The organism is Pseudomonas sp. CBZ-4 (genome assembly GCF_000346755.1).
Classification (GTDB): domain Bacteria; phylum Pseudomonadota; class Gammaproteobacteria; order Pseudomonadales; family Pseudomonadaceae; genus Aquipseudomonas.
Window position 1 is genome coordinate 45,833 of record NZ_ANNV01000072.1, and the last position, 19,020, is coordinate 64,852.

18 protein-coding genes and 1 pseudogene are annotated in these 19,020 nt (G+C 61.8%); 8 read left to right on the plus strand and 11 right to left on the minus strand.

From position 1 onward, the window contains the following. Positions 1–111: 111 nt before the first annotated feature. Positions 112–732: a guanylate kinase gene (gene gmk / locus B348_RS0108795; protein ID WP_017735758.1), complete on the minus strand. Its 621-nt coding sequence runs from the start codon at positions 730–732 to the stop codon at positions 112–114. A 10-nt stretch (positions 733–742) separates the two neighbouring features. Beyond that, positions 743–1,606, minus strand: a complete 864-nt coding sequence (locus tag B348_RS0108800) for a YicC/YloC family endoribonuclease (protein ID WP_017735759.1) — start codon at positions 1,604–1,606, stop codon at positions 743–745. A gap of 176 nt (positions 1,607–1,782) precedes the next feature. Between B348_RS0108800 and rph the strand changes: the two genes are divergently transcribed. Continuing rightward, positions 1,783–2,505, plus strand: coding sequence for a ribonuclease PH (gene rph / locus B348_RS0108805; protein ID WP_017735760.1), 723 nt, complete (start codon positions 1,783–1,785; stop codon positions 2,503–2,505). Positions 2,506–2,528: 23 nt separating this feature from the next. Continuing rightward, entirely contained in the window at positions 2,529–2,897 is a 369-nt protein-coding gene (locus B348_RS0108810; protein WP_017735761.1) for a DUF4870 domain-containing protein, read from the plus strand. 58 nt (positions 2,898–2,955) lie between these two features. On the opposite strand, the gene B348_RS0108815 is transcribed toward B348_RS0108810, so the two are convergent. Next, positions 2,956–3,735 carry an exodeoxyribonuclease III gene (locus B348_RS0108815; protein ID WP_003195493.1) on the minus strand — a complete coding sequence of 260 codons (780 nt, stop codon included), beginning with the start codon at positions 3,733–3,735 and terminating at the stop codon, positions 2,956–2,958. A gap of 82 nt (positions 3,736–3,817) precedes the next feature. On the opposite strand from B348_RS0108815, the gene pyrE reads away from it, so the two are divergent. Next, positions 3,818–4,465, plus strand: a complete 648-nt coding sequence (gene pyrE / locus B348_RS0108820) for an orotate phosphoribosyltransferase (protein WP_017735762.1) — start codon at positions 3,818–3,820, stop codon at positions 4,463–4,465. 177 nt (positions 4,466–4,642) lie between these two features. Here pyrE and argB read toward each other — a convergent pair whose 3' ends face one another. From argB to coaBC, 4 genes and pseudogenes are all read right to left on the minus strand, one after another. Continuing rightward, positions 4,643–5,548 carry an acetylglutamate kinase gene (gene argB / locus B348_RS0108825; protein WP_017735763.1) on the minus strand — a complete coding sequence of 302 codons (906 nt, stop codon included), beginning with the start codon at positions 5,546–5,548 and terminating at the stop codon, positions 4,643–4,645. Positions 5,549–5,570: 22 nt separating this feature from the next. Continuing rightward, a pseudogene (locus tag B348_RS0108830) lies at positions 5,571–6,989 on the minus strand (phosphomannomutase/phosphoglucomutase); the annotation flags it as partial. A 240-nt stretch (positions 6,990–7,229) separates the two neighbouring features. Then, complete coding sequence (gene dut, locus B348_RS0108835) at positions 7,230–7,685, minus strand: dUTP diphosphatase (RefSeq protein ID WP_017735765.1); 456 nt, start codon at positions 7,683–7,685, stop codon at positions 7,230–7,232. Between the two features lie 5 nt (positions 7,686–7,690). Beyond that, positions 7,691–8,899: a bifunctional phosphopantothenoylcysteine decarboxylase/phosphopantothenate--cysteine ligase CoaBC gene (gene coaBC, locus B348_RS0108840; protein ID WP_017735766.1), complete on the minus strand. Its 1,209-nt coding sequence runs from the start codon at positions 8,897–8,899 to the stop codon at positions 7,691–7,693. 145 nt (positions 8,900–9,044) lie between these two features. On the opposite strand from coaBC, the gene radC reads away from it, so the two are divergent. After that, complete coding sequence (gene radC / locus B348_RS0108845) at positions 9,045–9,719, plus strand: DNA repair protein RadC (RefSeq protein WP_026136670.1); 675 nt, start codon at positions 9,045–9,047, stop codon at positions 9,717–9,719. 70 nt (positions 9,720–9,789) lie between these two features. On the opposite strand, the gene B348_RS0108850 is transcribed toward radC, so the two are convergent. Beyond that, positions 9,790–11,382, minus strand: coding sequence for an ABC transporter substrate-binding protein (locus tag B348_RS0108850; protein WP_017735768.1), 1,593 nt, complete (start codon positions 11,380–11,382; stop codon positions 9,790–9,792). Between the two features lie 458 nt (positions 11,383–11,840). On the opposite strand from B348_RS0108850, the gene rpmB reads away from it, so the two are divergent. Together rpmB and rpmG are read left to right on the plus strand one after the other, a co-directional pair. Continuing rightward, positions 11,841–12,074: a 50S ribosomal protein L28 gene (gene rpmB / locus B348_RS0108855; protein WP_019410280.1), complete on the plus strand. Its 234-nt coding sequence runs from the start codon at positions 11,841–11,843 to the stop codon at positions 12,072–12,074. Between the two features lie 11 nt (positions 12,075–12,085). After that, entirely contained in the window at positions 12,086–12,241 is a 156-nt protein-coding gene (rpmG, locus tag B348_RS0108860) for a 50S ribosomal protein L33 (protein WP_003176906.1), read from the plus strand. A 120-nt stretch (positions 12,242–12,361) separates the two neighbouring features. On the opposite strand, the gene B348_RS0108865 is transcribed toward rpmG, so the two are convergent. Continuing rightward, on the minus strand, positions 12,362–12,724 hold the full coding sequence (locus tag B348_RS0108865) for a cupin domain-containing protein (protein WP_017735769.1): 363 nt from the start codon (positions 12,722–12,724) through the stop codon (positions 12,362–12,364). A gap of 230 nt (positions 12,725–12,954) precedes the next feature. Between B348_RS0108865 and B348_RS0108870 the strand changes: the two genes are divergently transcribed. Together B348_RS0108870 and B348_RS0108875 are read left to right on the plus strand one after the other, a co-directional pair. Beyond that, positions 12,955–14,448, plus strand: a complete 1,494-nt coding sequence (locus tag B348_RS0108870) for an aldehyde dehydrogenase (protein ID WP_017735770.1) — start codon at positions 12,955–12,957, stop codon at positions 14,446–14,448. 185 nt (positions 14,449–14,633) lie between these two features. After that, entirely contained in the window at positions 14,634–15,776 is a 1,143-nt protein-coding gene (locus tag B348_RS0108875; RefSeq protein ID WP_017735771.1) for an MFS transporter, read from the plus strand. Between the two features lie 125 nt (positions 15,777–15,901). On the opposite strand, the gene B348_RS0108880 is transcribed toward B348_RS0108875, so the two are convergent. Both B348_RS0108880 and B348_RS0108885 read right to left on the minus strand, forming a co-directional pair. Then, positions 15,902–17,461, minus strand: coding sequence for a phospholipase D family protein (locus tag B348_RS0108880; RefSeq protein ID WP_017735772.1), 1,560 nt, complete (start codon positions 17,459–17,461; stop codon positions 15,902–15,904). A 62-nt stretch (positions 17,462–17,523) separates the two neighbouring features. Further along, on the minus strand, positions 17,524–18,948 hold the full coding sequence (locus B348_RS0108885) for a PLP-dependent aminotransferase family protein (protein WP_017735773.1): 1,425 nt from the start codon (positions 18,946–18,948) through the stop codon (positions 17,524–17,526). Between the last annotated feature and the right edge of the window lie 72 nt (positions 18,949–19,020).

Below are 19,020 nucleotides of genomic sequence, written 5' to 3' on the forward strand. Positions count from 1 at the left end.
ACAGTTTAAAAAATCACCAGCGTTTAGGGAAGCGCTGATTTTTCGCAAGCCTGGGTAAAACCGCTGCAAGTGCCAATGTAAAGCCCTTGCAGCGGTTTTGGGAAGAGCTAATCAACCGAGCAGTTCAGCCAGTAATTTGCCGAAACGCTGCTGTTGGCGCTTTTGCTGAAGCTGATTGGTGCGGAAAATCGCCTTCAAATCCTCCAGTGCGTGGGAAAAATCGTCGTTGATGATCAGGTAGTCGTAGTCGACGTAGTGGCTCATTTCACTGACGGCTTCACGCATGCGGCCTTCGATGATTTCGTCGCTGTCCTGGCCGCGGTTGGTCAGGCGCTGGTGCAAGGCGTCGAGGGACGGCGGCAGGATGAAGATCGAGCGCGCCTGGGGCATCAGCTTGCGCACTTGCTCGGCGCCCTGCCAGTCGATTTCCAGGATCAGGTCGTGGCCTTCGTCCAGGGTCTGCTGCAGGTGGCTTTGCGAGGTGCCGTAGAGGTTGCCGAACACTTCGGCGCGCTCCAGGAAGTCGCCGTGTTCGATCATCTTGACGAACTCGGTGCGCTCGACGAAGTGATAGTGCACGCCGTTCACTTCACCCGGGCGCATGGCGCGGGTGGTGTGGGACACCGAGATGCGGATCTGCTCGTCGGCGTCGGTCAGGGCCTTGACCAGGCTGCTCTTGCCCGCGCCCGAAGGGGCGGAAATGATGTAAAGGGTGCCGGTGCTGTGGGTCATGGAGGTTGCCTTACTCAATATTCTGTACTTGTTCGCGCATCTGCTCGATCAACACTTTGAGGTTGACCGCAGCCGTGGTGCTGCGCGGGTCGAACGCCTTGGAGCCGAGTGTATTGGCTTCGCGGTTGAGTTCCTGCATCAGGAAGTCCAGGCGCCGACCGGCGGCACCGGCCGACTTGAGTACGCGGCGTACTTCAAGGATGTGGGTGCTCAGGCGGTCGAGTTCTTCGGCGACGTCGCTCTTTTGCGCCAGCAGGACCATTTCCTGCTCCAGGCGCGTCGGGTCGAGGTCGGCCTTCATGTCGGCGAAGCGGTCGAGGACTTTCTGGCGCTGGGTCGCGAGCATCTGCGGCACCAGTTCGCGCAGGGTCACCACGTCTTCTTCGATCGAAGTCAGGCGCTCATTGATCAGGCGGGCCAGTTCGGCGCCTTCGCGCTCACGGCCAGCCTTGAGCTCCTTCAAGCCCTGGGTGAACAGGGCGAGGGCTTCGGCGTTGAGGGCCTGCGGGTCGGTGGCATCGGCCACCAGCACGCCAGGCCAGGCCAGCACTTCCAGCGGGTTGAGGGCCGCAGGCTGTTTGATCAGGCCGGCAATGGTTTCGGCGGCGGCGACCAGCTGCGCGGCGCGGTCGCGGTCGATTTGCAAGGCTTTGCCGGTGGTTTCCTCGGTAAAGCGCAGGGTGCATTCCAGCTTGCCGCGGGAGATGCCCTGGCGCAGCGCTTCACGAACGGCGCCTTCGAGGTCGCGGAACGATTCCGGCAGGCGCAGGTGCGGTTCCAGGTAGCGGCTGTTGACCGAGCGCAGCTCCCAGCTCAGGGTGCCTTGGGCGCCGGCTTTTTCGACGCGGGCGAAGGCGGTCATGCTGTGCACCATGGAGGTACCTCGCGTTGCAGGTTAAGAAGGCGCAGGATTGTAGCGCAGTGGGGCGGGCACGCCCAAACAATGGGCGACGGCCTGGCCATTCGTAACCGAATTTTTAGAAGTGCCCCGAATCGGCCCACGGCTCTATAATGCTCGGCAGTTTTTCGTCCTCAGTACAGGTATCCCCTATGAAACGTCCAAGTGGTCGCGTTGCCGATCAGCTCCGCTCGATCCGCATCACCCGCAACTACACCAAACACGCCGAGGGATCTGTACTGGTCGAGTTTGGCGATACCAAGGTGATCTGCACCGTCAGCGTCGAAAACGGCGTGCCGCGTTTCCTCAAAGGCCAGGGCCAGGGTTGGTTGACCGCCGAGTACGGCATGCTGCCGCGCGCCACCGGCGAGCGTAACCAGCGTGAAGCCAGCCGTGGCAAGCAAGGCGGGCGCACTCTGGAAATCCAGCGCCTGATCGGCCGCTCCCTGCGCGCAGCCCTGGACATGTCCAAGCTGGGCGACGTGACCCTGTACGTCGATTGCGACGTGATCCAGGCCGATGGTGGCACCCGCACGGCATCCATCACGGGCGCCATGGTGGCCCTGGTCGATGCACTGAAAGTGATCAAGAAGCGTGGCGGCCTGAAAGGCGGTGACCCGCTCAAGCAAATGATCGCCGCCGTCTCGGTGGGCATGTATCAGGGCGAGCCAGTGCTGGACCTGGACTACCTGGAAGACTCGGCCGCCGAGACTGACCTGAACGTAGTCATGACCAGCACCGGTGGTTTCATCGAAGTGCAGGGCACCGCCGAAGGCGCGCCATTCCAGCCGGCCGAGCTGAACGCCATGCTGGCCCTGGCCCAGAAAGGCATGACCGAAATCTTCGAACTGCAGAACGCCGCACTGGCTGACTGATACCTGCCTCAAGGAGACGCGCCATGAATGACAGCCAAATGCCAGTGCCTACGCCTTCCTACGAAGTGCGCCAGGGTGCGATGTTGTGCCATCTCGCGGCATTTCTGGGGTTTGTATTCCCCTTCGGCAGTGTCGTCGGGCCGCTGATCCTCTGGCAGATGAAGAAAGAGTTGGACCCGTTCATTGATGATCAGGGCAAGGAGGCGCTGAACTTCCAGATCACCGTGGCCATCGCCTGGATCGTGTGCATCGTGCTGGCCTTTGCGGTCATTGGGTTCTTCCTGATGACGGCGCTGGCCATCGCCGGTGTGGCACTGACGATCATCGGTGCGATCAAGGCCAACAAGGGGATCGCCTATCGCTATCCCTTGACCTGGCGACTGATCAAATAATGAGCGCCCACAAAAAAACCGACAGCGATGTCGGTTTTTTTGTACCTGGAAAAAGACCTCAGATGGTCAGTGTCCAGTCGTAGTCCACGATCAGCGGCGCGTGCTGCGAGAAGCGCGGCTGGCGCGGCAAGCGTGCGCTGCGCACGAACCGGCGCAGGCCCGGGGTCAGCAGCTGGTAGTCGAAACGCCAGCCCAGGTTGAGCATCTCAGCCTGTTCGTTGTCTGGCCACCAGCTGTACTGGTCGCCTTCGCGGCTGACTTCGCGCAGGGCATCGACATACCCCATGTTGCCGACAATCTCGTCCATCCAGGCCCGTTCCGGCGCCAGGAAGCCCGGGGATTGCTGGCTGTCGCGCCAGTTCTTGATATCCAGCTTCTGTTGCGCCACGTACAGCGAGCCACAATAAATGTACTCGCGACGTTTGCGTCGCTGTTTATCCAGGTAACGGGCGAAGTCGTCCATTAGCTTGAACTTCTGGTTCAAGTCTTCATCGCCGTTCTGCCCCGAAGGAAGCAGCAAGGTCGCGATGCTGACCTTATCGAAATCGGCTTGCAGGTAGCGCCCGTAGCGGTCGGCTGTCTCGAAGCCGAGGCCGCTGATGACCGCCTTGGGTTGCAACCGCGAATACAAAGCCACGCCACCTTGGGTGGGCACTTCGGCATCGCAGGCATAAAGGAAGTAGCCATCCAGTTGGAAGGCTGGGTCGTCCAGTTCAAAGGCGGAGGCGCGGGTATCCTGCAGGCAGATGACGTCGGCATTCTGGGCTTGCAGCCAACTGAGCAAACCACGCTCGACTGCAGCCTGAATACCATTAACGTTCACACTGATGATCCGCATAAATGGCCCCAAAAATCGCGTGCGTGTATGATACACGCCGTCTAACTAATTAGCTAAATCCGTGGTATCTGAGGCTTTTTTCATGCAGGCGTATCAACGCGATTTCATTCGTTTTGCCATCGATCGCGGCGTTTTGCGCTTCGGTGAGTTCACTCTCAAGTCCGGGCGCACCAGCCCGTACTTCTTCAATGCAGGCTTGTTCAACTCGGGTTCGGCCCTGGCTCAGCTGGGTCGTTTCTACGCGGCGGCCATCGTTGAAAGCGGTATTTCCTTCGACGTGCTGTTCGGCCCTGCCTACAAGGGCATCCCCCTGGCCGCTGCAACCGCCGTGGCGTTGGCGGAACATCATGGGCAGGATCTGCCGTGGTGCTTCAACCGCAAGGAAGCCAAGGCCCATGGCGAAGGTGGCAGCCTGGTGGGCGCGCCGCTCACCGGCGACGTGCTGATCATCGATGACGTGATCACCGCCGGTACCGCCATCCGCGAGGTGATGCAGATCATCGCTTCCCAGGACGGCGCCAAGGCTGCTGGCGTGCTGATCGCGTTGAACCGCCAGGAGCGTGGCAACGGTGAATTGTCGGCGATCCAGGAAGTGGAGCGTGACTTCGGCATTCCGGTGGTGAGCATTGTGTCGTTGAACCAGGTGTTGCAGTTCCTGGAAGATGATCCGCAGCTCAAGCAGCATTTGCCGGCGGTCAAGGCGTACCGCGAGCAGTTCGGCGTTCAGTAATACTGTGGGAGCTGGGCCTGTGTGGGAGCGGGCTTGCCCGCGATAGCGGTTTATCTGGCGACATTGTTGTTGAATGTGCCGCCGTCATCGCAGGCAAGCCAGCTCCCACATTTGGACCGAGTACAAACAAAAAGGCCCCGCTCAATCTGATTGAGCGGGGCCTTTTGTTTGCAGTACTTACGGACGCTTGCGGTTACTGATCAGCGTACCCACACCGGTATCGGTGAAGATTTCCAGCAGGATTGCATTCGGCACCCGGCCATCGAGGATCAGCGAGCTGCCCACGCCGCCTTGCACTGCTTCCAGCGCGCAGCGGATCTTCGGCAGCATGCCGCCGTAGATGGTGCCGTCGGCGATCAGCTCGTCCACTTGTTGCGTGGTCAGGCCGGTCAACACCTTGCCTTCCTTGTCCATCAGGCCGGCGATGTTGGTCAGCAGCATCAGCTTTTCAGCCTTCAGCGCTTCCGCCACCTTGCCGGCTACCAGGTCGGCGTTGATGTTGTAGGACTCGCCGTTGGCGCCCACGCCGATAGGCGCGATCACCGGGATGAAGTCACCCTTGACCAGCAGGTTCAGCAGGTCGGTGTTGATACCGATCACTTCGCCCACCTGGCCGATGTCGATGATTTCCGGCTGGGTCATTTCCGGCGTCTGACGGGTGACCGTCAGTTTTTTCGCGCGGATCAGCTCCGCGTCCTTGCCGGTCAGGCCGATGGCGCTGCCGCCGTGGCGGTTGATCAGGTTGACGATGTCCTTGTTCACCTGGCCACCGAGGACCATTTCCACCACGTCCATGGTCTGCGCGTCGGTCACGCGCATGCCATCGATGAAGTGGCTCTCGATCGACAAGCGCTTGAGCAGGTCGCCGATCTGCGGGCCGCCACCGTGGACCACCACCGGGTTGATCCCTACGGCTTTCATCAACACGATGTCGCGGGCAAAGCCGGTTTTCAGCTCTTCGCTTTCCATGGCATTGCCGCCGTACTTGATCACCAGCGTCTTGCCGACATAGCGTCGAATGTAAGGCAACGCTTCGGAAAGGACCTTGGCGGTGTTGGCAGCGGCTTCGCGTTCGAGGGTCATTCAGGGCTCCGGTGCAAAAAAATCAGAACGGTAATTGGAGATCAGGGGCAACACGTTTCAACTGGGCGTGGAACACGTCCTTGATGCGCTGCAACTCGGCCTCGGTATCCGCCTCGAAGCGCAGGACCAGCACCGGTGTGGTGTTGGACGCGCGAACCAGGCCCCAGCCTTGGGCGTAATCGACTCGCACACCATCAATGGTGGTCAGGTTGGCGCCTTCGCCCCATTGCGCATCGTGCAGTGCGTCAATGATGCTGAATTTGCTCTCCTCGGTCACATGGATATTGATCTCTGGCGTAGAAATATCATTCGGGAAGGTCTGAAACAGCTCTTCAGCCGTGGATTTTTCCTTGCTGAGGATCTCCAGCAGACGAGCGGCGCTGTAAATGCCGTCGTCAAAGCCGAACCAGCGCTCCTTGAAGAACACGTGGCCGCTCATTTCGCCGGCCAACAGGGCGCCGGTTTCCTTCATTTTCTTTTTGATCAACGAGTGACCGGTCTTCCACATTAGCGGGCGGCCGCCATATTCCTTGATCAGCGGGGTGAGGCGGCGGGTGCACTTCACGTCAAAGATGATCTCGGCGTTGGGGTTGCGCGCCACCACGTCACGGGCGAACAGCATCAGCAGGCGATCGGGGAACACGATCTCGCCGGTTTCGGTCACCACGCCGACACGGTCACCGTCGCCGTCAAAGGCCAGGCCGACGTCAGCCCCGGTTTCCTTGACCTTGGCGATCAGATCCACCAGGTTCTCTGGCTTGCCCGGGTCTGGGTGGTGGTTGGGGAAGTTGCCGTCAACGTCGCAGAACAGCGGGATCACTTCGCAGTTCAGGGCTTCGAGCAGTTGCGGGGCGATCACGCCGGCCGCGCCATTGCCGCAATCCACCACCACTTTGAGGCGGCGTGCGAGTTTGACGTCGCGGGTGATTTCATCGGAGTAGCGCTGCAGGATGTCGACCTTGGTGATGCTGCCCTTGCCGCTGGTCAGGTCATTGGTCTTCAAGCGCGTGTGCAGGGCCTGGATTTGCTCGTTGGCAAGGGTGTCGCCGGCGATGACGATCTTGAAGCCGTTGTAGTCCGATGGGTTATGGCTGCCGGTGAGCATGACCCCGGACTTGCCGGCCAGTACGTTGGCGGCGTAGTACAGCGCAGGGGTTGGCACCAGGCCGACATCGCTGACATGGCAGCCGCTGTCGGCCAGGCCCTGGATCAACTGCTCGACCAGCTCAGGGCCGGACAGGCGGCCGTCACGGCCTACCGAGACGTTCGGCTCATCCTGGGCCAGGCTCTGGGCGCCGATGGCGCGGCCGATCCAGTAGGCGGTTTCGGCGGTCAGGGTCTTGGGCACTACGCCACGGATGTCATAGGCGCGAAAGATGCTGTCGGGGAATGTCGGGGCTACTCGTGCGGTACTCATCGCGGGGGGAAACTCCATCTGAAGGGGGCAAGGCTGGCCGTAAAGCGGCTGACCGGCAGGCTCAAACTGAAGGGTATGACGACTTTTTTGGCGCAGAGTTCGTGGTGCAAAAGTGCCATCGGCGCAGTGGCTCCGTGCTTTTCTCTGCGTAATGCACTGATTTCGCTGGGGAAATCTCGCTGATTAGAACCGCGCATTCTTCATCCTGAAAAGCCATGCGGTGGCGTCGGGCCGGGCAGGGGTGCCCGGCCTGATTCAGCTTAGTCAGTGGCTGCCGGAATGGCCAAAGCCGCCTGCGCCGCGTTGTGTTTCAGCAAATTCCTCGACCAGTTCGAAGTGCGCCTGCACCACGGGTACCAGTACCAACTGAGCGATGCGCTCGCCGACAACGATGTTGAACGCGGTCTGGCCACGGTTCCAGCACGACACCATCAGCTCGCCCTGGTAGTCCGAGTCGATCAGGCCGACCAGGTTGCCCAGCACGATGCCGTGTTTGTGGCCCAGGCCGGAGCGCGGCAGGATCAGCGCCGCCAGGCCAGGGTCGCCGACGTAGATCGACAGGCCGGTAGGAATCAGGAGGGTCTGGCCCGGCTCGAGGACGGTGTCTTCCTTGAGCATGGCGCGCAGGTCCAGGCCAGCGGAGCCTGGGGTGGCGTAGGCCGGCAGCGGGAAGTCGGTGCCGATGCGGGGGTCGAGGATCTTGGCTTGCAAAGCGTGCATGGAAATTAAACCTGGTTCAGCCGTTGGGCGATAAAAGAGATCAGTTGGCGGGCAATCTTGCCCTTGCTGGTCTGGGCGAAAAGGGTGGCGTGCAGCTCGCGGTCGATCACGCTGCAGGCGTTTTCCTCGCTGTTGAAGCCGATGCTCGGGTTGGCGACATCGTTGGCAACGATCAGGTCGAGGTTTTTGTCTTTCAATTTGCGTGCGGCGTAGTCCAGCAGATGCTCGGTCTCGGCGGCGAAGCCGACACTGAACGGGCGGTCGGGACGCGTGGCGATGGTGGCCAGGATGTCCGGGTTGCGCACCATTTGCAGGAGCAGGCCGTCACCGCTCGTAGGGTCTTTCTTGAGCTTTTGCGGGGCGACGACTTCCGGACGGTAGTCCGCAACTGCTGCCGAGGCGATGAACAGGTCGCAGGGAATGGCTGCCTCGCAGGCCGCAAGCATGTCGCGGGCGCTGACCACGTCGATTCGCGTGACCCGATCAGGGGTGGGCAAATGCACCGGCCCGGTGATCAGGGTGACGCGTGCGCCTGCCTCGACCGCCGCCTCTGCCAAGGCAAAGCCCATTTTTCCTGAGCTATGGTTGGTGATGTAGCGCACCGGGTCGATGTTTTCCTGGGTCGGGCCAGCGGTGATCAGCACGTGCTTGCCAGTCAGGGCCAGGTGCTGGAAGCACTCCGCTGCGCACAGTGCGAGATCGGTGGCTTCCAGCATGCGGCCCATGCCGACGTCGCCGCAGGCCTGGCTGCCGGACGCCGGGCCGAACACCTTGAGGCCGCGGCTTTGCAGGAGTTGGGTGTTGGCCTGGGTGGCCGGGTCGCGCCACATGGCCTGGTTCATGGCCGGGGCGATGGCCACGGTGGCATCGGTGGCCAGTACCAGGGTGGTCAGCAGGTCATCGGCGATGCCTTGGGCCAGACGGGCGATCAGGTCGGCGGTGGCCGGGGCGATCAGCACCAGGTCGGCCCATTTAGCCAGCTCGATATGGCCCATGGCGGCTTCGGCAGCCGGGTCCAGCAGGTCAAGGTGAACCGGGTGGCCGGACAGCGCTTGCATGGTCAGCGGGGTGATGAACTCACTGCCGCCGCGTGTCATGACCACGCGCACTTCGGCGCCGTGGTCCAGGAGCCTGCGAACCAGTTCTGCGCTCTTGTAGGCGGCAATGCCGCCGCCGACGCCGAGAACGATGCGTTTCCGATACAGACGCTGCATTGGTTTGCCTTTCCAGTTCAGTGATGCCAGTTCAGTGACGCCTGCGATGCCCCCTCCCCAGGGGAAATCACATGCAAAAAAGAGGGCTTACGATAACACAGCGCCCGCCAGGCAACAGCGGCGCACAGGTGGAGAGGGAGGTGGGATGAGTATTCGAGACTGGCCTGTGGCGGAACGGCCACGGGAGAAACTCTTGGAATGGGGCGCGGCAAGCCTGTCTGACGCCGAACTGTTGGCGATCTTTCTGCGCACGGGGGTCTCCGGCAGAAGTGCGGTGGACTTGGCGCGGCATCTCTTGGCGCAGTTTGGTGGCTTGCGCCCGCTGATGGAGGCCGGCCAGGCGTTGTTCAGTCAGCATTTGGGCTTGGGGCCGGCGAAGTTTGCGCAGTTGCAGGCGGTGCTGGAGATGGCTCGGCGGCATATGGCCGAGCGCTTGCGCAGTGAGTCGGTGCTGGAAAGCCCGGTAGCGGTACGTAATTACCTGAAGGCGTTATTGCGCCATGAGCCCCATGAGGTCTTCGGCTGCCTGTTTCTCGATTCGAAGCATCGGGTGCTGGGGTTTGAGGCGTTGTCCCAGGGGACTATCGACACGGCAGTGGTTTACCCGCGACAAGTGGTCAAGCGTGCCCTGGCCTACAACGCCGCCGCGTTGATCCTGTGTCACAACCACCCTTCCGGCAGCCTTGAGCCCAGTGCGGCTGATCGGAAATTGACCAAGCTGCTGCAAAAGGCCTTGGAAGTGGTGGATGTGCGGGTGCTGGATCACATCATCGTTGGGGATGGTGATCCATTGTCGATGGCGGAATATGGGTGGATGTAGGGGGGGCAGCTGCAAGGTTGAAGCTGCAAGCCTCAAGTGGGCTTGCAGCTTCAACCTTACAGCTTGCAGCTTACGGCTTGACGCTGACCTTCGAAAAATCCTGGCGACCGAACGGGCTCACCTGGTAGCCCTCGACCGTTTTGCGTGCCAGGGCAAACGCGGTCGGGTGCGCCAGCGGCAACCACAACGCCTGCTGCTGGATCTGCGCCTGGGCCTGTTGATACAGCTTGCTGCGCACCCCTTGTTCGTTGGTGGTCTTGCCGGCGCTGATCAGTTTGTCCAGGGCCGGGTCGCAGTAGCGCGCGAAGTTGGTGCCGGATTTCACCGCCGCGCAGGAGAACTGCGGCGTCAGGAAGTTATCCGGGTCGCCGTTGTCGCCGGCCCAGCCCATGAACAGCAGGTCGTGCTCGCCGGCCTTGGCGCGGCGAATCAGTTCGCCCCATTCGATCACGCGGATCTCGGCCTGGATGCCGACCTTGGCCAGGTCGGCTTGCAACAATTGCGCGCCGAGGTTGGGGTTGGGGTTCAGCAGGCTGCCGGTGGGGCGCGTCCAAATGGTGGTCTTGAAGCCGTCCTTGAGTCCGGCACGGTCCAGCAAGGCTTTGGCTTTCGCGAGGTCCTGTGGATAACCCGGCAAATCCTTGGCATAGCCCCAAGTGTTGGGCGGGTAAGGGCCGTTGGCGGCTTCGGCGGTGCCTTCAAACACGGCCTTGAGGTAGCTGGCCTTGTCGAAGGCCAGGTTGATCGCCTGGCGCACTTCGGGCTTGTCCAGCGGCGGGTGCTGGCTGTTGATGGCGACGAAGGCGGTCATGAAGGCCGGGGTTTTCTCGACCTTGAGCGCCGTGTCCTTTTCGGCCTCGCCTACATCCAGAGGCTTGGGTGACAGGGCTATCTGGCATTCGTCGCGGTGCAGTTTCTGCAGGCGTACGTTGGCGTCCGGGGTGATGGCGAAGATCAAGTTATCCACAGACGGTTTGCCGGCGAAGTAATCCGGGTTGGCCTTGTAGCGCACCACGGCGTCTTTCTGGAAGCGGCTGAAGATGAACGGCCCGGTGCCGATCGGTTGGCTGTTGAGCTTCTCCGGGGTGCCGGCCTTGAGCAGCTTGTCGGCGTATTCGGCTGGATAGATCGAGGCAAAACCCATGCTGAGGGCGGCGAGGAACGTGGAGTCGGCGTGATCCAGGGTGAAGCGCACGGTCAGCGGGTCGAGGGCGTCGATCTTCTTCACCAGCGTCGGTAGTTGCAGCGACTGCGCGTGGGGGAAGCCGCTCTGGGCGATCTTGTGCCATGGGTTGGCCGGGTCGAGCATGCGTTCGAAGCTGAAGCGCACGTCTTCGGCGGTCAGGGTGCGGCTGGGGGTGAAGTACTCGGTGCGGTGGAACTTCACGTCCGGGTGCAGCTTGAAGGTGTAGGTCAGGCCATCTGGCGACACTTCCCAGCTGTCCGCCAGGCTGGGCACCAGCTTGCCGCTGGCTGCGTCGTAGTCCACCAGGCGGTTCATCAGCACGTCGGCCGAGGCGTTGGTGGTGGTCAGCGAGTTGTATTGCACCACATCGAACCCTTCGGGGCTGGCCTCGGTGCAGACGCTCAAGTTGCTGGCGGCAGAGGCCAGCGGGGCGAAAAAGAGAGGGGCTAGCAATAGCGGTAGGGCAGCGAGGCGCATGTTTGGTTTCCTTTGCAGATCGAAGGCCCATCTGCGAGTGCAGTCTGGAAAAGTCCTACCGTAGAGGTCTGATTGGTAAATGACTAGTCCATTTTTGCCTGTGCTTTTGCCTCAAATGCTGTTTTCATGGCGCCTCAGCGCGTTCCGCTGCGCACTTTGCCGTGCGCGTGGGCGCTGTAAATCATTTGGTGCGACGAGCGGTCGGCTGTGACAGCGGCCCCTCCTGGCAACGGTTCAGGTGTGTTTTGCCTAGATTTACGCCGGTAAAAACACACGGGCTGTTGTTGCACTAGGGTCTTTCTGGTATAAAGCAGCGCTCTTTTCTAGGGGCCCGGTTCCTTCGCTTGTAGGTGTAGCCGGTAAGACCCTAAAGAAACGCGGCGCCTGGCGCCAAATGACTGAGAGATTAAGCGGCCAACCCATGCCGGGTTGGGCATGTGGTTTTAGAGGGCTGAGGCATGTCGAGAGTATGTCAAGTTACCGGTAAGGGTCCGGTGACTGGGAATAACATTTCCCACGCAAATAACAAAACCCGTCGTCGTTTCCTGCCAAACCTGCAGCATCACCGCTTCTGGGTTGAAGAAGAGAAACGTTTTGTTCGTCTGCGCGTATCTGCTAAAGGCATGCGCATCATCGACAAGCGTGGCATCACTGTCGTGCTGGCCGAAATCCGCCGCGCTGGCAAGATCTAAGGAGCTCTATCATGCGTGAATTGATTCGAATGATCTCTAGCGCCGGTACTGGTCACTTCTACACTACCGACAAGAACAAGCGTACTACCCCGGACAAGCTCGAAAAGAAAATGTTCGACCCGCGCGTTCGCAAGCACGTGATCTACAAAGAAGGCAAAATCAAGTAATTGATTTTCTTCCTTGTGAAAAAAAGCCCGTATCTCACGATGCGGGCTTTTTTTTGCCTGATGGTTCCCACGCTCTGCGTGGTAACGCCGCCTCGGACGCTCCGCGTCCCGCCGTCTTGATCAGGCCTTCTGTTCAAACACCACGTAGATCTTGCGGCACGGCTCCAGCACTTCCCAGGTGCCGCTGAAACCGGCCGGGATCACGAAGCGGTCGCCACTGCGCAAGGTCTTGGCGTTGCCGTCCGCATCGCGCAATACCGAAACGCCCTGCACAATCTCGCAGTATTCGTGCTCGGTGTAGTTGACCTTCCACTGCCCGACTTCACCTTCCCAGACGCCCGCGCTCATCTGGCCGCACGGGCTGTTGTAGTGGTTGTAGATCGTTTGCTCGGGGTCGCCCTTGAGGATTTTCTCGGCGGCGGGGCGGTAACGGTCGGCGGGGGTCTTGGCTTGGCTGAAGTCGACGATGTCCTGGATGTTCATGTGCGTGTCCCGTCTGGCCTGCGGTTGGGGAGCCCAAAGTCTATGTTTATTAAAATGAACATCGCAAGGGCGTTTACCGGCGTTATGTCAAATATATTGAAACATCCCCAGCCGCTGGTTTAGGGTGGCAGCTGCCTTGAGCCGAACAGCAGGCTGGCCGGGCAAGAATTCTTTGAGGTTGCCAGGGGACATCGCCTGGCCCTTGTATTCAATAAGAGGAGGACACTCGCATGACCACCCTGACCCGTGCCGACTGGGAACAACGCGCCAAGGACCTGAAGATCGAAGGCCGCGCCTACCTCAATGGCGAGTACACCCACGCCGTTTCCGGCGACACCTTCGAATGCATCAGTCCGGTCGATGGCCGCTTGCTGGCCACTGTTGCCAGCTGTGACGCCGCTGACGCCCAGCGCGCCGTGGAAAATGCCCGCGCCACCTTCAATTCCGGTGTCTGGTCGCGCCTCGCGCCGGCCAAGCGCAAAGCCACCATGATCCGTTTCGCCGCGCTGCTCAAGGCCAATGCCGAAGAGCTGGCGCTGTTGGAAACCCTGGACATGGGCAAGCCGATCAGCGACTCCCTGAACATCGACGTGCCCGGCGCCGCCAACGCGTTGAGCTGGAGCGGCGAGGCCATCGACAAGATCTACGATGAAGTCGCGGCCACCCCCCACGACCAGCTCGGCCTGGTGACACGCGAGCCAGTCGGCGTTGTCGCCGCCATCGTGCCGTGGAACTTCCCCCTGATGATGGCCTGCTGGAAGCTCGGCCCGGCGCTGTCCACCGGTAACTCGGTGATCCTCAAGCCGTCCGAAAAATCCCCACTGACGGCCATCCGCATCGCCGCGCTGGCCGTTGAAGCGGGTATTCCAAAAGGCGTATTCAACGTGCTGCCGGGCTACGGCCACACCGTGGGCAACGCGCTGGCGCTGCACATGGACGTCGATACCCTGGTGTTCACCGGCTCCACCAAGATCGCCAAGCAACTGTTGATCCGCTCCGGCGAATCGAACATGAAGCGCGTGTGGCTGGAAGCCGGCGGCAAGAGCCCGAACATCGTGTTCGCCGACGCCCCGGACCTGCAAGCTGCCGCCGAATCCGCCGCCGGTGCCATCGCCTTCAACCAGGGCGAAGTCTGCACCGCCGGTTCGCGCCTGCTCGTCGAGCGCTCGATCAAGGACAAGTTCCTGCCCCTGGTGATCGAAGCCCTCAAGGGCTGGAAGCCAGGCAACCCGCTGGACCCGGCCACCAACGTCGGCGCGCTGGTGGACACCCAGCAGATGAATACCGTGCTGTCCTACATCGAAGCCGGCCACGCTGACGGCGCCAAACTGGTCGCAGGCGGCAAGCGCACCCTGGAAGAAACCGGCGGCACCTACGTCGAACCGACGATTTTCGACGGCGTGACCAACGCCATGAAGATCGCCAAGGAAGAGATCTTCGGGCCGGTCCTGTCGGTGATCACCTTCGACAGCGCCGAAGAAGCCGTCGCCATCGCCAATGACACCATCTACGGCCTGGCCGCAGCGGTGTGGACGGCGGATATTTCCAAGGCGCACCTGACCGCCAAGGCCCTGCGCGCCGGTAGCGTGTGGGTCAACCAATACGACGGCGGCGATATGACCGCCCCGTTTGGTGGCTTCAAGCAGTCGGGTAATGGCCGCGACAAGTCGCTGCATGCGTTCGACAAATACACCGAGCTGAAATCCACCTGGATCAAGCTCTAAGCAACACCGCAGGGCAAATAATGTGGGAGCCGGCTTTTGTGTGGGAGCTGGCTTGCCTGCGATAGCATCACCGAGGTGTGGCTGACACACCGAGGTGCCTGCATCGCGGGCAAGCCCGGCTCCCACACAAGCCCGCTCCCACAGTTGTTTTGTGTGTTCTGAAAGTTATCCACAGGAGCGTGGAAATGCGTTGGGCGACTTATTTCGCCGTCCTGGCGTCGGTACTCAGCGTCGGCCTGGCCCTGGGTGTCAGCATGCCGCTGGTGTCCCTGCGCCTTGAAGGCTGGGGCTACGGCAGCTTCGCCATCGGTGTGATGGCCGCGATGCCGGCCTTTGGCGTACTACTGGGGGCGAAGATCTCCAGCCGCATGGCCTCCTGGCTGGGCACTGCCAACCTGATGCGCCTGTGCCTGTGGGCCGGTGCGGTGTCCATCGGCTTGCTGGCAATCTTGCCCAGCTACCCGGTGTGGCTGGTGCTGCGGCTGATGATCGGGGTGATCCTGACCATCGTGTTTATCCTCGGCGAAAGCTGGATCAACCAACTGGTGGTCGAGCAGTGGCGTGGCCGGCTGGTGGCGTTGTATGGCTGCAGTTATGCCCTGAGCCAGTTGTCCGGGCCGTTGCTGTTGGGCGTGATCGGCACCGACCACGATTACGGTTTCTGGGTCGGCGTTGGCCTGTTGGTGGTCGCGCCAGTGTTGTTGCTGGGGCGCTCTGGCGCACCGACCGCCGAGTCGTTCAGCGTGACTTTCGTCGACCTGTGGCGCTTCTGTCGGAGCCTGCCGGCGATTGCCTGGGCGGTGGCATTGTTCGCCGCGTTCGAGGCGATGATTCTGACACTGCTGCCGGTGTATTGCCTGCAGCAGGGCTTCACTGCCGAGATCGCCCTGGCAATGGTCAGCACCGTGGTAGTCGGCGATGCGTTGCTGCAATTGCCCATCGGCGCACTGGCCGACTACCTGCCGCGCCGCTCGCTGTTCCTGGCGTGCGCGGTGCTGTTGCTGGCGTCGAGCCTGGCCATTCCGGTGCTGCTGCACACGCCGCTGATCTGGCCGGTGTGGGTGGTGTTCGGTGCCAGTGCTGGCGGTTTGTTCACCTTGTCGCTGATCCTGATCGGCGAACGCTACCGCGACGATGCGCTGGTGCGCGCGAATGCCCATGTGGCGCAGTTGTGGGGCATCGGTTGCCTGATCGGGCCGTTGGTGGCAGGGGCGGGGAGCCAGTGGATCAGCGGGCATGCGTTGCCGTGGTTGATGGCGGCGGGTGCGTTGGGGTTGGTGGTGTTGCTGCTGCGCCAAGGGGCGTTCGGCGCTGCGCAGCCGGCCTGACCTTGCAATGCGATCCACTGTGGGAGCTGGCTTGCCTGCGATGAGGGTGTGTCAGGCGAAGCATCTGGTGACTGACCCGCCGCCATCGCAGGCAAGCCAGCTCCCACAGGTGATCGGTGTTGTTCTTAGAGCATGCGTTCCAGTCCCACGCTAGTGGCGAACCATGCATTGAACCGCCGCCACCAACTGCCCGGCTCACGGGGCAATGTGTGCAGTTGGCCGTTATCCTCGGTCACCCACACCACCTGCCCATCCTGCAACTTCGCCTCATAACTCAACGCCGGCGCCATGCCCTGCAAGGCCAGGTTGCGCACGTGCTCCGCCAACTCGGGACTGTCCACCAGCACACCCACCTCGGTGTTCCACAGCACCGAGCGCGGGTCGAAATTGAACGAGCCGATGAAGGACTTTTCCCGATCAAAGATCATTGCCTTGCTGTGCAGGCTCGAATCCGAGCCTCGGTAGGTGCCACGTCGAAACAGATGCGGCCCGCTGCCGCCGCCATCACCCGGTTGGCGGCGCAACTCATAGAGTTTCACCCCATGTTCCAGCAGCGCCTTGCGGTACGGCGCATAGCCACCGTGCACGGCCGGCACGTCGGTGGCTTCCAGCGAGTTGGTCAGCAGGCTCACCGACACCCCCGCGTCCGCGCGACCGGTCAAGTACACCAGCCCCGGTTCGCCCGGCACAAAGTACGCCGAGATCATCATCAGCTCGTGGTTGACCCCCTCCAGTTCCGGCGCCAGTTGGGTGGTCAGCAGCAGTCGAGGGTCGGGTTCGGCGGTGGCCAGCACTTTGCTCGGCGCATCCCACAGCGCCTGGTTCCAGGCCCAGATCAGCTCGCGCCGCCAGATGTCCATGCGGGGCTGGGTCTGGTAGGTGCGCAGGCGGTTGTACAGCGCGTGGTTCTGCTGGCGTGATTCCGCCAGGGACGCTTCCAGGCGCACGCGCGCGGCGGCCAGATCGCCTTTGGACGGGGCGTTGGAGACGAAGTCGTCAATCGGCTTGCTCAGCGCGCTGTTCCAGTACTGGTCGAAGCTGTGCCCGAGCTGCTCGGCCACCGGGCCCACGCTGAGCATGTCGATGTCGGTGAAGTTCAGGTTGGGCTCGGCGTCGAAATACTCATCGCCCAAATTGCGCCCGCCGACGATGGCCACACTGTTGTCGGCCAGCCACAGCTTGTTGTGCATGCGCCGGTGTTGCAGCGACAGGTTGAACAGGCGCCCCATCGCCCGCGTCACGCCGGTGCTGCGCCCCAGGTGCAGCGGGTTGAACAGGCGAATTTGGATCTTGGGATGGGCGGCGAGGGTGGCGATGATCTGGTCGAGGCCGTCGCTGGTGGTGTCGTCCAGCAGGATGCGAATGCGCACGCCACGGTCAGCCGCCTTGAGCAACTCATCCACGAGCATGCGCGTGCTGATGCCGTCGTGGACGATGTAGTACTGCAAATCGAGGCTGGTCTGGGCGTTGCGGATCAATTCGGCGCGGGCCATGAAGGCTTCGCTGCTGTTGGGCAGCAGGCGAAACCCGGAGCGGCCCTGGTAAGGGGCGGCCTGGGCCTGGATCGAGCGGCCGAATGACGACTGTGCGGCGGGCAGGGCGTCGCTGGGGATGCGCGGTGTGGTCACCGTGGCGCAGCCGCCCAGGGCGCCCAGCAGGAGAAGCGGGAGTAGCCGTCGAATCATCAAGGGGGTCGCTTCCGGGTCAGGGCGGTTGTAGGCATATGACGGCTATTTCCCGAGAAAGGTCAGTCCACCGTGTCGGCCAGCAGCTTGATCGCGGCAGCGCCGACCTTGCGCACGGCTTCTTCAATCTGCGGGGTTGGCTTGGCAGCGTAGTTCATGCGCAGGCAGTTCCGGTACTTGCCGGACGCCGAAAAGATACTGCCCACGGCCACCTGTACGCCTTGTTCCATCAGCACCCGGTTGAGTTTCAGCGTATCGAAGCCGTCAGGCAGCTCGATCCACAGCATAAAGCTGCCTTGTGGCCGACTGGCCCGCGTGCCGGCCGGGAAGTAACGGCTGACCCAGTCGAGCATCAAGTCGCGATTACGCTGGTATTGGGTACGCATCCGCCGCAAATGTGGTTCGAAATGCCCGCTTTTGAGGAACTCGGCAATGGCGATCTGCGGTTGGGTCGCGGTGGAGCCGGTGCTGATGTATTTCATGTGCAGCACCCGTTCCAGGTAACGTCCCGGCGCCACCCAGCCAATGCGCAGGCCGGGGGCCAGGGTTTTCGAGAACGAACTGCACAGCAACACGCGGCCATCTTCGTCGAAGGATTTGATCGTGCGCGGGCGCGGGTAGCTGTAGGCCAATTCGCCATACACATCGTCTTCGATGATCGCCACGTCAAAGCGCTGGGCCAGGGTCAGCAGGGCCCGCTTGCGTGCCTCCGGCATGATGTAGCCCAGGGGGTTGTTGCAGTTGGGGGTGAGCTGGATGACCTTGATCGGCCACTGTTCCAGGGCCAGTTCCAGGGCTTCGAGGCTGATACCGGTGATGGGGTCGGTGGGGATTTCCAGGGCTTTCATGCCCAGGCCCTTGAGGGTTTGCATGGCGCCGTGAAAGCTCGGCGAGTCCACCGCGACGATATCCCCGGGCTCACAAATGGCGTGGATGCTGGCGGACAGTGCCTCGTGGCAGCCGGTGGTGATCACGATGTCGTCGGCGTTCAGTTGGCAGCCGGAATCCAATGACAGTCGGGCGATCTGCTCACGCAATTCCATACAGCCCATGATGTTGTCGTAATACAGCCCTGGCAGATCCTGGCGGCGGCTCACGCGGGCCAGGCTGCGCAGCAGGGGCTTGAGGGTCGGCGACAATACATCCGGCATGCCTCGGCCCATCTGTATGACATCTTTGCGCGGGACAGCGCGAATCAGTTCCAGCACCTGGTCCCACTGGGAAATATCCACCGGGCGTTGGGCCGGGCGCCCGATCTCTGGCAGGGCCGGCAGCTCGCGGCCGACCGGCACAAAGTAGCCGGACTTGGGCTTGGGCATCGCCATGCCGTTGTCTTCCAGCAAACGATAGGCCTGTTGCACGGTGCTCAGGCTGACCCCGTGTTCCACGCTCAAGGCCCGTACGGAGGGCAGGCGATCGCCGGGGCGATAGAAGCCTTGTTCGATACGGGTGCCCAATAGTTCGGCGAGGTTCACATAGAGGGTCATGGTGGTCGCTCCCAGGAGACCGGTACAGATGCAGCGAAAATACAGGATTCAGCCCCCTATAGGCAGTGTCTG

What these genes read in the sequence shown, in the direction of transcription:
- gmk (WP_017735758.1), bottom strand. Translation starts at nt 732, where the DNA reads ATGACCCACAGCACCGGCACCCTTTACATCATTTCCGCCCCTTCGGGC.
- B348_RS0108800 (WP_017735759.1), bottom strand. Translation starts at nt 1,606, where the DNA reads ATGGTGCACAGCATGACCGCCTTCGCCCGCGTCGAAAAAGCCGGCGCC.
- rph (WP_017735760.1), top strand. Translation starts at nt 1,783, where the DNA reads ATGAAACGTCCAAGTGGTCGCGTTGCCGATCAGCTCCGCTCGATCCGC.
- B348_RS0108810 (WP_017735761.1), top strand. Translation starts at nt 2,529, where the DNA reads ATGAATGACAGCCAAATGCCAGTGCCTACGCCTTCCTACGAAGTGCGC.
- B348_RS0108815 (WP_003195493.1), bottom strand. Translation starts at nt 3,735, where the DNA reads ATGCGGATCATCAGTGTGAACGTTAATGGTATTCAGGCTGCAGTCGAG.
- pyrE (WP_017735762.1), top strand. Translation starts at nt 3,818, where the DNA reads ATGCAGGCGTATCAACGCGATTTCATTCGTTTTGCCATCGATCGCGGC.
- argB (WP_017735763.1), bottom strand. Translation starts at nt 5,548, where the DNA reads ATGACCCTCGAACGCGAAGCCGCTGCCAACACCGCCAAGGTCCTTTCC.
- dut (WP_017735765.1), bottom strand. Translation starts at nt 7,685, where the DNA reads ATGCACGCTTTGCAAGCCAAGATCCTCGACCCCCGCATCGGCACCGAC.
- coaBC (WP_017735766.1), bottom strand. Translation starts at nt 8,899, where the DNA reads ATGCAGCGTCTGTATCGGAAACGCATCGTTCTCGGCGTCGGCGGCGGC.
- radC (WP_026136670.1), top strand. Translation starts at nt 9,045, where the DNA reads ATGAGTATTCGAGACTGGCCTGTGGCGGAACGGCCACGGGAGAAACTC.
- B348_RS0108850 (WP_017735768.1), bottom strand. Translation starts at nt 11,382, where the DNA reads ATGCGCCTCGCTGCCCTACCGCTATTGCTAGCCCCTCTCTTTTTCGCC.
- rpmB (WP_019410280.1), top strand. Translation starts at nt 11,841, where the DNA reads ATGTCGAGAGTATGTCAAGTTACCGGTAAGGGTCCGGTGACTGGGAAT.
- rpmG (WP_003176906.1), top strand. Translation starts at nt 12,086, where the DNA reads ATGCGTGAATTGATTCGAATGATCTCTAGCGCCGGTACTGGTCACTTC.
- B348_RS0108865 (WP_017735769.1), bottom strand. Translation starts at nt 12,724, where the DNA reads ATGAACATCCAGGACATCGTCGACTTCAGCCAAGCCAAGACCCCCGCC.
- B348_RS0108870 (WP_017735770.1), top strand. Translation starts at nt 12,955, where the DNA reads ATGACCACCCTGACCCGTGCCGACTGGGAACAACGCGCCAAGGACCTG.
- B348_RS0108875 (WP_017735771.1), top strand. Translation starts at nt 14,634, where the DNA reads ATGCGTTGGGCGACTTATTTCGCCGTCCTGGCGTCGGTACTCAGCGTC.
- B348_RS0108880 (WP_017735772.1), bottom strand. Translation starts at nt 17,461, where the DNA reads ATGATTCGACGGCTACTCCCGCTTCTCCTGCTGGGCGCCCTGGGCGGC.
- B348_RS0108885 (WP_017735773.1), bottom strand. Translation starts at nt 18,948, where the DNA reads ATGACCCTCTATGTGAACCTCGCCGAACTATTGGGCACCCGTATCGAA.